Annotated in this window: 10 protein-coding genes; 5 read left to right on the top strand and 5 right to left on the bottom strand. The window is 67.9% G+C overall.

The features are described from left to right. Window positions 1-3 precede the first annotated feature (3 nt). The 3 genes from FHU31_RS07770 to FHU31_RS07760 form a co-directional block, all read right to left on the bottom strand. A complete protein-coding gene (locus FHU31_RS07770) occupies window positions 4-681 on the bottom strand; it encodes a Crp/Fnr family transcriptional regulator (RefSeq protein WP_167157191.1) in 678 nt (225 codons plus the stop codon). A gap of 212 nt (window positions 682-893) precedes the next feature. Then, window positions 894-1,586, bottom strand: coding sequence for a hypothetical protein (locus FHU31_RS07765; protein WP_167157189.1), 693 nt, complete (start codon window positions 1,584-1,586; stop codon window positions 894-896). A gap of 261 nt (window positions 1,587-1,847) precedes the next feature. Further along, window positions 1,848-2,150: a hypothetical protein gene (locus tag FHU31_RS07760; RefSeq protein WP_167154294.1), complete on the bottom strand. Its 303-nt coding sequence runs from the start codon at window positions 2,148-2,150 to the stop codon at window positions 1,848-1,850. Between FHU31_RS07760 and FHU31_RS07755 the strand changes: the two genes are divergently transcribed. Both FHU31_RS07755 and FHU31_RS07750 read left to right on the top strand, forming a co-directional pair. Beyond that, a complete protein-coding gene (locus FHU31_RS07755) occupies window positions 2,085-4,097 on the top strand; it encodes an SDR family oxidoreductase (protein WP_167157187.1) in 2,013 nt (670 codons plus the stop codon). The two genes, FHU31_RS07760 and FHU31_RS07755, sit on opposite strands and share 66 nt — an antisense overlap. A 24-nt stretch (window positions 4,098-4,121) precedes the next feature. Further along, the gene (locus FHU31_RS07750) at window positions 4,122-5,171 is read left to right on the top strand and encodes a nucleoside hydrolase (RefSeq protein WP_308206773.1); all 1,050 of its coding nucleotides are present in this window, start codon (window positions 4,122-4,124) and stop codon (window positions 5,169-5,171) included. Window positions 5,172-5,195: 24 nt separating this feature from the next. Here FHU31_RS07750 and FHU31_RS07745 read toward each other — a convergent pair whose 3' ends face one another. Further along, a complete protein-coding gene (locus FHU31_RS07745; RefSeq protein ID WP_263988180.1) occupies window positions 5,196-6,785 on the bottom strand; it encodes a DNA polymerase Y family protein in 1,590 nt (529 codons plus the stop codon). Further along, window positions 6,778-7,479, bottom strand: coding sequence for a DnaE2-dependent mutagenesis accessory factor ImuA' (locus FHU31_RS07740; RefSeq protein ID WP_167157185.1), 702 nt, complete (start codon window positions 7,477-7,479; stop codon window positions 6,778-6,780). Before FHU31_RS07740 ends, FHU31_RS07745 begins: the two co-directional genes overlap by 8 nt. 336 nt (window positions 7,480-7,815) lie before the next feature. Here FHU31_RS07740 and FHU31_RS07735 point away from each other — a divergent pair, with 336 nt between their 5' ends. From FHU31_RS07735 to FHU31_RS07725, 3 genes are all read left to right on the top strand, one after another. After that, entirely contained in the window at window positions 7,816-8,073 is a 258-nt protein-coding gene (locus tag FHU31_RS07735) for a hypothetical protein (RefSeq protein WP_167157184.1), read from the top strand. Window positions 8,074-8,140: 67 nt separating this feature from the next. Next, a complete protein-coding gene (locus tag FHU31_RS07730) occupies window positions 8,141-9,751 on the top strand; it encodes a S53 family peptidase (RefSeq protein WP_409371259.1) in 1,611 nt (536 codons plus the stop codon). Further along, the gene (locus FHU31_RS07725; RefSeq protein ID WP_167157181.1) at window positions 9,751-11,700 is read left to right on the top strand and encodes a zinc ribbon domain-containing protein; all 1,950 of its coding nucleotides are present in this window, start codon (window positions 9,751-9,753) and stop codon (window positions 11,698-11,700) included. The genes FHU31_RS07730 and FHU31_RS07725 overlap by 1 nt, the downstream gene beginning before the upstream one ends. Window positions 11,701-11,799 lie beyond the last annotated feature (99 nt).

The following is an 11,799-nucleotide window of genomic DNA, read 5'->3' as shown; positions in this document are numbered from 1 at the left end:
GGACTACTTTGCCGCTCGTGCAACGAGTCGCTGGGTATCGAGGATGGTCAGGCCGCTGGAGTCGAACAGGATCCAGCCCCGGACCGCGAAGTCGGCCAAGGTCTTGTTGACCGTTTCCCTGGACGCGCCGACCAGCTGAGCTAGTTCGGTTTGCCGCAGACCGTGATGGACCCGCAGGACCGAGCCCTGTTGCGTGCCGAACTGCCGCGCCAGATGCAGAAGCTGTTTGGCGACACGACCTGCGACGTCGGTGAAGATCTGGTCCATGATGGCGTCGTTGGTTCGGCGTAGTCGCCGGGCCAGGACACGCAGCAGTTGCTCGGAAATTTCGGGCCGACCACTAATCCAGCTGCGCAGGACCGCCCGGTCCATCGACACAGTGCGGACGTCAGTGATCGCGGTGGCCGTGGAGGTGCGTGGACCAGGATCGAATAAGGCGAGTTCACCGAACATGTCCGAGGGCCCCATGACCGCGAGGATGCTTTCTCGATCGCTGGTGGTGGCGTCGCTGATCTTCACTTTGCCCGAGGCAATGATGTACAGCCGATCCCCGCTGTCGCCCTTGGCGAAGATCACTGTGCCCTGATCGAAGTCGATCGGCATGAGCTGACCAGCGAGTGCGTCGACCGCTTCGGTACCCACCCCATGAAAAATGGCTGCACGGCGCACCACGCTATCCACTGATATCCCCGTGCAGCGTCCTCATCCCCAATCGATGTGCTCTGCGGATGCCAAACGTGTCGGTGTAACAACACTTTTCGTCATCGCCAACGATGGCCCCGACGGCCCACTGTGGGCGGCCTCGCTCTCGTGAGCCCGTAACACGGCGGCGGCGAACGCTATCAGCGCGGCCACCCACGCGAGAACAACGACAATGCGCCAGACAGCGGCACTCATCTCGCTTCCGCAGCAGGGCCTTTCGGGATCTCGGCGCCCGGTACAGCCCGGCCCCCTGGAACATCGGCCGTACACACAGCGGTGAAACCTGAATGCGCACAGCGATCCTTTCGTCGGAGGGGCACCGGTGGCCGGGAACTGCGGTGAAGCTTGCGGCGAATCGCCGGCCATCGAAGCCACCACTGCCGGCGCAGGACGGTGTTGCTCACCGCGTGGGTGAAGCCAGGGTTGTCCTCGATGAGCACGGTGACATCGGTGGGACCCGAGACCGGATAGTCCGCCGGCGGATCGCTGAAGTGGATCACCTCGTCGGCGGTCTCCACCAGCACCGTGACCCGCAGTGTGGCGGGGATTCCGAACAACAGCTGGCGATCCGGGTTGCGGGCCTCACCGATCGCCAAAACCCCACTGGCAATAGTGAACTCACCTCGGTACACCGGCCTTCCAAGTCCTCGGGTGTCGGTGCCGACCAGGACCCGCACCCGAACCTGGTGACCGAGAAGCTCACCGTCGAGCATGCTCATGGTGTGCACCCAGATCGCATGCATAGGTCGGGGCGGAGTCACGACACAGCCCATCGCCTCGTGCGCATAGAGCCCCGGCACGCCACGAGCACCGACATCCTCGATCACCACGACAGCACCGTCGGGTGTCACCTGCGCATCACAGAGCACCGTATTCGTCATCATGGATAGACCCCCAACCCTGTGTTCAGCCATCCCGCGACTGAACACACCCCCCGGTGTTTCACCCTGACGCACACTCTGTACGACCATCGCATATGCCGACTGACGCGTCAACCCGACACCGACCGATCTTTGCCGGGCTCCGCCATGACCCAGCCTGGCGGCGACCACGTGGACAATTCCACAGCCAGCCGACGGCTGGCACCGAGCGAGCTGAACGCCACAGCGATCTCACGCAACGGCATTCTCGCCCAATGCGGCCATTCACCCGAGCTGAAATAGCTGAAGCCCGACTAGAACACCGTGATCGACAAAGTCGCTGCCGGTCAGCGGTGGACGGCTGGCGATGAGGACGCCAAGGTTGGAGTCTCCGTCAAAGGTGAGGCGGAGACCCACTCGGCCACCCAGGTAGTCGCCAATCCGGGCGAGTGCGATGGTGATGACGTACATGCCTGAGAATCGCCAGTTGACGTCCGGCGCCCCGAGGACGACCATGACCGCATGAATTATGTCGTTACCGGCGGTACTGGGTTTATCGGCCGCCGCATCGTGTCCCAGCTCGTGCATGACCGCGACGACGCGCAGGTGTGGGTGCTGGTGCGACGGGAATCGCTCGGCCGGTTCGAGCAGCTCGCCCAGACCTGGGGACCCCGGGCGAAACCGCTGGTAGGAGACCTGGCAGAAGCCGGCCTGGGCCTCAGCGAGGACGCGATCGCCGAACTCGGGGATATCGATCACGTGGTGCATTGCGCGGCGATCTACGACATCACTGCTCCGGAGGCGGCGCAGCGCGCCGCCAACGTCGACGGCACCAACGCCGTCATCGAGCTGACCCGGCGCCTGGACGCCACCCTGCATCACGTGTCGTCGATCGCGGTGGCCGGTAGCTATCCGGGCGTCTATACCGAGGACGATTTCGACGTCGCCCAGAACCTTCCGACGCCGTACCACCAGACCAAGTTCGAGGCCGAACAACTGGTTCGCGGCAGCGGGCTGCGGCACCGGATCTACCGGCCCGCGGTGGTCGTCGGCGACTCCCGCACCGGCGAGATGGACAAGGTCGACGGGCCGTACTACTTCTTCGGGATTCTCGCGAAGCTCGCCGTGCTCCCCCGCTTCACCCCGATGGTGCTGCCCGATACGGGCCGCACCAACATCGTGCCGGTCGACTACGTGGTCTCAGCGATCGTTTCGCTCCTGCACAGCCCCGGGCGCGACGGGCAGACCTTCCACTTGACCGCACCGAAAACCATTGGCCTGCGCGGGATCTACCGCGGGGTGGCCAAGGAAGCAGGTTTGCCGCCGCTGCGCGGATCCCTGCCGACGGCGACGGTGACACCGGTGCTCAAGGCCACCGGTCGGGCCAAGGTGCTGCGCGATATGGCGGCCACTCAGCTCGGCATCCCCGCCGAGATCCTCGACGTCGTCGACCTGGCGCCCACCTTCACCGCGGACCGGACCGAAGAGGCGTTGCGCGGCACCGGGATCGAGGTTCCCGATTTCGCCTCCTACGCCCCGAAGCTGTGGCGCTACTGGGCCGAACACCTGGACCCGGACCGGGCCCGCCGCGATGACCCGGGCGGTCCGTTGGTCGGTCGGCACGTCATCATCACCGGGGCCTCCAGCGGTATCGGGCGCGCCTCGGCCGTCGCCGTGGCTCAGCGCGGGGCGACGGTGTTCGCCTTGGCGCGCAGCGCCGACGCGCTCGACGATCTGGTCGCCGAGATCCGTGCCGCGGGCGGTCAGGCCCACGCCTTCACCTGTGATGTCACCGATTCGTCGTCGGTGGAGCACACCGTCAAGGACATCCTGGGCAGGTTCGGGCACGTCGACTATCTGGTGAACAACGCGGGCCGGTCCATCCGCCGGTCGGTGTCGGCCTCCACCGATCGCCTACACGACTACGAACGGGTGATGGCGGTCAACTACTTCGGTGCGGTCCGCATGGTGCTGGCACTGCTACCCCATTGGCGCGAAAGACGTTTCGGCCATGTGGTCAACGTGTCCAGCGCGGGGGTGCAGGCCAACAGCCCCAAGTACAGTGCGTACCTACCGAGCAAGGCAGCCCTGGACGCCTTCTCCGAAGTGGTCGGCACCGAGACGTTGTCGGACCACATCACGTTCACCAATATCCATATGCCGCTGGTGAGCACGCCGATGATCGCGCCGTCGCGCCGGCTCAATCCGATACCGCCGATCACCGCCGAGCACGCAGCCGCGATGGTGGTCCGCGGCCTGGTGGAGAAGCCGGCCCGGATCGACACCCCGGTCGGCACCCTGGCCGACCTGGGCACCTATTTCACTCCCCGGTTGTCGCGGCGAGTGCTCCATCAGATCTACCTGGGCTACCCGGATTCCGCGGCGGCGCGGGGTGAGGCCGCACCGCAACCTGCCCTCGACTCGCCGCCCCCGGTGCCGCGCCGCCCCAAGCGCGCGGTCCGCGCCGCGCGTACCGCCCGGGTACCCCGCCCGGTGAAGCGGGCCGTCCGACTGATTCCAGGGGTGCACTGGTAACCGACGGGTCCTAAGGTGAGCGACGTGACGGGCGCAGTGAGGCAGCCGGTGTTCGCCGACGTGGATACGGGAGTCGATGACGCGATGGCGTTGGCGTACCTGTTCGCCAGCGCGGACGCCGAGGTCGTGGGCATCGGGTCGACAGCGGGCAATGTGCCGGTCGAGCAGGTATGTGAGAACAATCTGGGCCTGCTTGAACTGTGCGGAATGACCGGTATCGAGGTGTCCAAGGGCGCCGACGGCCCGCTGAGCATTCCGTTGCGCACCGCCGAGGACACTCACGGCCCCGCAGGCCTGGGCTACGCCCGGCTGCCGGCGAGCCGGCAGGTGCTCGCGCCCTATACCACCGCCGACGCCTGGGTCGGCGCCGCGCACGCGTACCCCGGTGAGCTCATCGGGCTGGTCACCGGACCACTCACCAATCTCGCGCTGGCGCTGCGCAAAGAGCCGGCCCTGCCGAAGCTGTTGCGCCGCCTGGTGATCATGGGCGGTGCGTTCGACTACCGCGGTAACACCACGGCCGTCGCGGAATGGAACATCAGTGTCGATCCGGAGTCCGCGGCCGAGGTGTTCGCCGTCTGGGGTGCGGCATGGGGTCTGCACAAACCCACCCATCTGCCGATCATCCTGGGGCTCAACCTCACCGAGAACGCGATCATGACTCCGTCGATCCTGAGCCGGCTCGCGGTGGCGGCGGGGTCCCCGTCGGCTCAGATGAGCGTCCTCGACGATCGCGGTACCCCGTCGGCCGCGAGCAACCCGCTGATCCGGGTACTCGAGGATGCGATGCGGTTCTATTTCGAGTTCCACTTCGACCAGGGTGAGGGTTATCTGGCTCATCTGCACGATCCGCTGGCCGCCGCCGTGGCCCTGGATCCCGACCTGGTGCGGTACCGGCAGGCCACCGTGGATGTCGAGTTGACCGGTACCCTGACCCGCGCCATGACGGTGGCGGACTGGAACGGACGGTGGGGTCGCGACCTCAACGCCCATGTCGGGATCGAGATCGACCCGGCGGCGTTCTTCGACCGATTCATCGATCGGGTCGGACCGTTCGCGCAGAGGCTCGGCTAGACCGGGATCTGCGGTGCCGGAAAACTATTCATAGATCCCCTCCACATACCAACGGCGCTGCCGGTAACACAGCAGCATGGCCGGACCGGGTTCGGCCATGCTGCCGAGTAGCACCTGCGCCCGCGCGGTCCGACCGGCCCGCGGCGACCCTGGATCCCACCACCGCTCGTCCACCGGCCAGGGCCCGGCCCACCACTGCAATACCGCGGCCGACTCCGGTGATCTCAGGTGCACCGGATCGGCGGAGAACAGCCCACGGTTGGTCACCCGCACCGGATTGCCCTCCGCGTCAAGCAGTTCCACCGGATCGTCGAGCAGGACAGCCGGCGCGGGCTCGGGTAGCTGCCCCGGCCATGGCTGGTGCGGATCCGCCGCAGGCGCCGGTTCGTCCCCCAATGCGGTGAAGGTGATCCGCTCGGCCGGTCCGCGGCCCCCGCTGAGCACCGGTACCTGCACCGCCTCCGGCCCGAGCAGACCCTGCACCCGCACCAGTGCGCACCGGGCCCGCAGTCGGTCATCGTCGCCGGAGGACCCCCACAGCGGAAGCTGGAGTGCGCCCGCCGACACCACCTCCACCGGATGCAACCGCAGCGTGGTGATCGGGCCGGTGGGCCCAGCGGGACCGTTCCTCAGCGCACGCTTGGTCAGCCAGCCGTCCAACTGCCAGCGCACCCGATCCGCGGTGGCGTCCTCGGTCAACGGTTCGGCACACCGCCAAACCCGGTTCAGCTCTTCCCCGTTGGCGGTGACCGCCTGGATGGCCAGCCTGGTGCAGCCTACGCCCGCCGACTCAAGACTGCGATGCAGCTCACCGGCCAGGGATCGGCCGGCGAAGGCCGCCGCGTCCACCCGATCGATCGGTGGGTCGCAATGCCGCACCGCATCGAGATCGCGTTCCGGCTCACGTCCCGACGGGCCGCGGGACTGCTCACCGCGGGCGAACCTATGGGCGACGATCGCGTCGGCGCCGAACCGGGACGCGACATCGGTGCGCGACAACTCGGCGAACTGACCGATATTGCGAATACCCATGCGCCAGAGCAGATCCGTGAGCTCGCCACGTCCAGCCGAGGCCAGACTCGGCTCGGTGGCCAGTTCCCGGATGGACAGCCCGGACAGGAACCGGGCATCCTCCCCCGGCTCGACGATCCGGCCCGCCCGTGCCGCGAACACCGCGGTGGCCAACTGGTCTGCGATCCCGGTCTGGCATTCGGCCCCGGCCGCAGCCACCGCGTCGACCAACCGTTCCGCCGCGGCATGCTCGGACCCGAAATAGCGGGCGGCACCGCGCACCGGCATCACCAGCAGGCCCGGCCGCAGTACCTCCGCCCGCGGCACCACCTCGTCGACCGCCGCCGTCACCTCCTCGAAATGCCGGGCGTCGCGCGCCGGGTCCGCAGTGCTGACATACAGCTGTGGGCATCGGGCCTGGGCCTCCCGGCGCCGCAGGCCACGCCGCACCCCGACGGCCCGCGCCGAGGCCGAACAGGCGATGACCCGGTTGGCAAGCGTCACCGCGACCGGATCCGTCGCGGTCAGGCCGGCCGCCGAAGCCGCCGCCACCGCAGGCCAATCCATGCACCAGAGCGCGAGGACCCGGGACACGCTAGCCACCCACGGCGGCCACGCGCGGCAAGCCGGGGATCCGGCCGCGGGCACGGGTGACCAACCGCACCCGGCCGATCCGTCCGCACCCGGGCACCGGCCCGGCCTCACCCGCGCCGACCACCTCGTAACCGCTGACGGTGGCATCCAGCCGGACTTGGGCGCCAGACCAATCACCTCCGGTGACCAACAGCGTGCACCCCTTCTGCCGGGCCCTCGCCGTCACCGCACGAGCCCGGGCACCCGGGACAGAGCGGCCGCCCAGATCGAGCACCACCAGATCCAGGCCGTCCAGCAGCACCGCGGCCACCTCGACCGGATCAGCACCGGGGTCCGGGATGACCGCGACCCGGCTCAGGTCCGCCCCCATCTCGACCGCGGCCAGCAGGCCCGCCCGTGGCTGGCCGATGATCGCGGCGTGCCCACCGGCAGCCGTCACCGCGGCCACCATGCTCAGCGGTAGCGAGCGGGCACCGGTGAGCACCGCCACCACTCCTCGCGGCAACGCGGCGGGGACCCTCTCGGCAAGGGTTTCCGGAACCTCCAGCAAACTTTCCGAGGCGGGGGTCGGGTCGCCCGTGTGCACCCTTCCCTGACTCCGGGTACCTATCTTGGCGGAGACTTCCGCCATCCTGCGGCGCAGATGTTCGACCTGATCAGCGCGGCTTACCAGGCGCGATTCAAGGCTTGAAGCCGCTGTCACAGCAGCACCTCCCGCACCACCAGATTCGATCGTATTCGAACACATGTTCGATCACTCGAGTAAACACCGCACCGGAACCGTCGTCAAGCGCAGTCCCCCGGCCTGCCCAAACGTCACACCACACCGTCGACCAGCGCAGGAAGGCCTGTGGAATGCCTGTGCGGCACGGTGAACGCTGCGCTAAAGTCTGGGCACCAGAACCCCGCTTCGGAATGGGACTGGTGTGCGGGAACACAGCGAATCACCAGGTAGGCTGTTTATGAACCGTGCGGAATCGATATCGATTTCCCGAAGGCCGGCTCATACACCACTCGGGGGAGAGGTAAGGACCGCAACATGAACTCACATCTGACCCGTCGCGTCTCAGCAGCAGTCGGGGGCGTCGCCATCCTGGCCATGATCGGCTTCACCGCTGCGTGCGGGAACGAGGAGAAGAAGACTCCCGAAACGTCGACGACCACCACGACGACGACCAGCACCACCGCCCCTTCGGTCGAGCCGACCGAGAAGTCGATCAGCCCCAGCGGTGGCAACAAGTTCACGCCCACCGTCAAGGCGCCGCCGGCTCCGACCGCCATCCCCGGCGACAACTGACCGGCGACAACCGACGTAGGCACGAGCGAGCCGGGTCTGCTGACATGCGGGCCCGGCACCTCGGAACGTGAACCGCCACCACACGGGCATCGCCCACTGGCTACCGGCGCTGGTGCTCGCCGGTGTACTGGTCTTCGCCTCTGATCTTCCGATCAGTCGTCACTTCTCCGGGCCCCACGTCATCGACGGCCCCTATGCGTCGCTGTTGGCCGCCTCGACCGACCTCGGTCCGGCCCGGCCGCAACAGATCCAGCTGACGGCCGCCCTCACCGATCAGCAGCGCCCCAGCGAGCTCATCGACTGGACCCATGATCATGGACTCTCGGTCTCGTGGCGCCCCAGTGACAACTGGGCCATCGTCGAGGGCACCCCGGATGCCATAGCGCGCGCCTTCGATGTCACCGTGCACGACTACCGCGGCCGGCAGGGGCAGCAGTTCTACGCGTCACCGCAACAGCCGGTGGTGCCCGAAGCGCTGCGCGACGAGGTCGCCGAACTCGGACGCATCCTGGGCTACACGCCGCACCACGTGTCCCGCCCGGAGATCGCGCTGGACGTCCCGGATCGCGGACTGACCCCGAGCGCCCTGCTCACCACCTACAACGCGGACAAACTGGCCACCGCCGGCTTCACCGGCAAGGGCACCACCATCGTCATCTTCGCGTTCAGCGGTTACGACCAGAAGGACCTCGACAGCTTCTCCGCCATGTCCGGCCTGCCCCGGTTCACCCCGGAGACGCTCGGTGAGCCGCTCCCGGTGGCGCACGGTGAGACGACGATGGATCTCGAACTGGCACATGCCGTGGCCCCCGATGCACGCAAGGTCGTCGTGAACGCCCGGCCGACCGTCCAAGGCGATGGTGCCTATCAGAAGATCGGCACGCTGTTCGAGGACACCGACCGCGCCTATCCCGGCGCGATCTGGAGCCTCTCGATCGGCTGGGGTTGCGACAAGCTGCTCACCGCGGCGGACCTCGCCCCGGTCCGATCGGCGCTGCGCACCGCGCAGTCGCACGGCACGACCGCCTACAACGCCAGCGGCGACCTCGCCGGCCTGGAGTGCAAGGGCGGCACCGACTGGGATTCGGTGCCGGGACCCGACGATATCGGGCTGGACTCGGTGTCCTCGATTCCCGAGATGACCAGCGTCGGAGGCACCACCCTGTCCACCGACGACCGTGGTACCTGGCTGGCCGAGCAGACCTGGTTCGACGTCCCGCTGTCCCAGGGCACCGGCGGCGGGCTGTCCGCCCTGTTCGACCTGCCACCCTGGCAGCGAGCCGCGGCCACGCAGGTGTCCCCCGCGCGCAACACCGGCAAGCGGATGACCCCGGACATCTCGGCCGTGGCGGACCCGTTCACCGGCGTGAAGATCGTGCTCGACGGCAACGTGGTGATCGGTGGCGGTACCTCTCAGTCCGCCCCCATCTGGGCCGGCCTGACCGCCGTGATGGACCAGTACCTGCTCGCCAACGGCGGCAACCTGATCGGTGAGATCAACCCCCTGCTGTACCGCATCGCCACCGGTGCGCCGCTGCCGGCGTTCCGGGATATCACCCTGGGCGCCAACGCCGTCGACGTTGCCGGCCCCGGCTATGACCTGGTCACCGGATTGGGTACGCCCGATATCGACAACCTGGTCCGCAATCTGCTCATCGCACAGAGGATCCAGGCCTGATGACCACCACCTCCGACGGTCCGGATACGTCGCCGGCTCCCGGCATGGTCGAATGCCCCATCTGCCGGGTCGACGTCCCCGCGGGCAAGTACTGCGGGCTGTGCGGGGTACCGCTCTCCGAGCACCAGGCCGGTGACGGCCCGCATTGGCTGCGGGCCCGGACCTTCAGTGCCGCACCCGGCCAGCATCTGCTGACACCGTCCATCACCAGCTCGCTGTTCCCGCATCTGTCGCCGCGGTCACGCAAGGCATTCCTGCTGGGGCTGGCGATGCTCGTCGCGGCACTGATCATCGCGACGGTGTTCCGGTTGCCCGCCGCACTCATCACCGTGGCCTCCCTCGGCCTGCCGTTGTTGTTCGCGATGTACATTCGCGAATCCGATCTCGCCAAGGACATTCCGCGCAGCACGCTGGCACTCACCGCGGTACTCGGGATCGGGCTCGGCGTGATCTGGGTACTGCTGACCGGAGCCGCGGTGGCGCGCGCCTACGGCGTACCGCTGGGTGCGGGCATCGCCGGGGGCCGCATCATGCGCGACGGTATCGGCATCCCTGTCGGCGCCATGATCATCATGCTCGTCCCGGCGGTGGTGGTGCGTCTGTCCCGGCCCGGTACGCGAGAAGCCCTGGACGGCTACGCAATCGGCGCCCTGGGTGCGCTGACCTTCAGCGGCGCGGCCACCTTGACCCGGCTGGCCCCGCAGTTCACCACCGGCATGGTCGCACGCGCCCGGCCGCTGGACGGCCTGCTCGTCGAGGCGGGTATCCGCGGGATCGCCGTCCCCCTCACCGCGGCCGCCGTCGGTGGCCTGATCGGCGCAGCCCTGTGGTTCAGCCGGCCCCCCTCCAAGGTCGGCAAGAACCGCGGGTTCGTGCGCTTGACCCTGATCTCGACCGCCGTGGTCGTCATCGCCGTCTATGCCGGGTTCGGCCTGATCGACGTCGCCCGGGTGCCCCAATGGCTGCAATTGGCCGTGCATTTGACGTTATCGCTGCTCGCCCTGCTGGCCCTGCGTATCGGCCTGCACCTGGCACTGCTGCACGAGGCCCAAGACGAGATGCGGGCCGACGAACCGATGCTGTGCAACGAGTGCAATCACGTCGTGCCGGATGCCCCGTTCTGCGCGAACTGCGGCGCGGCGATGCACGCGTCGTCGCGATCCTCCCGGAACTCCCGGCGTGAGGAACGCCCGATCCGGCTCGCCGAAGAGGCGCCGACAGGTGAGATCGTCGTCGGCCTGACACCGGGCTACTCGCTTCATTCCGGGTCCTTCACCGCCCCACCGCCGTCCAAGACCACGTTCCGCTGGATCGCACTGGTGCTCAGCACCACCATCCTGGTGGTGGCCGGTGGGCTCGTCGGACTGTCCGGACTGCTGGCCACCCCGTCCGCGCGGTACGTGTGCCCGCCGGACTGCGGCCGCCCACCGATGGGGCAGCCGGTGAACGTCAACCCACGTTTCATCGCGGCGGACGGATCCTTCTCGGTGTCCTACCCCTCCCCCGATTCGGCCTACGCGGTCACCAAGACCGACAACAGCGTGACGGCCGTCTTCCAGGCCAGCGACGGCGGCACCCTGCGCCTGTTCAGCGAGCCGGCCCGCGGCCGGTCCCCCCGCGATATCGCGAACACGCTGCTGAAGCAGACCTTCCCGGACACCAAGATCGCCTACGAGATTCCCAACGCCATGGTCGGCTACCAGCCCGGCTACGGGCTGGTAGCCGACTGCTGGCCCCAAGGTGCGATGAGCAGCTACACGCGGATGCGGGTCGTCGTGCTGGTCTCGGTGAAGAACGACGTCGCACTGGTCGCCGGAGCGGTCGGGCCCTATCACGCTTTCGGCCCGGATTTCGGTTCCGGCAAACCGTCGGCGGTCGGCCTGGAGATCGCCCTGGACATGGGCAAATACGTCAACAGCTTCAGCTGGCGCGGAGACCCGCCCCGCTGATTCTCCGGTGACCCGCGGAGCACCACTCGTCCGCCAACACTGACATTGACAAATGTCATCAATCGTTGGTGTACTCGACGGAGGCTTCGACCAAGGGAG

The sequence above is a fragment of the Mycolicibacterium fluoranthenivorans genome (assembly GCF_011758805.1).
Taxonomy (GTDB): domain Bacteria; phylum Actinomycetota; class Actinomycetes; order Mycobacteriales; family Mycobacteriaceae; genus Mycobacterium; species Mycobacterium fluoranthenivorans.
This window is presented reverse-complemented; position numbering and strand designations above follow the sequence as displayed.

Excerpts from the sequence above, each read along its gene's own strand:
- FHU31_RS07735 (WP_167157184.1), top strand. The coding sequence starts at position 7,816 with ATGAACTCACATCTGACCCGTCGCGTCTCAGCAGCAGTCGGGGGCGTC.
- FHU31_RS07755 (WP_167157187.1), top strand. The coding sequence starts at position 2,085 with ATGAATTATGTCGTTACCGGCGGTACTGGGTTTATCGGCCGCCGCATC.
- FHU31_RS07725 (WP_167157181.1), top strand. The coding sequence starts at position 9,751 with ATGACCACCACCTCCGACGGTCCGGATACGTCGCCGGCTCCCGGCATG.
- FHU31_RS07765 (WP_167157189.1), bottom strand. The coding sequence starts at position 1,586 with ATGATGACGAATACGGTGCTCTGTGATGCGCAGGTGACACCCGACGGT.
- FHU31_RS07760 (WP_167154294.1), bottom strand. The coding sequence starts at position 2,150 with ATGCACGAGCTGGGACACGATGCGGCGGCCGATAAACCCAGTACCGCC.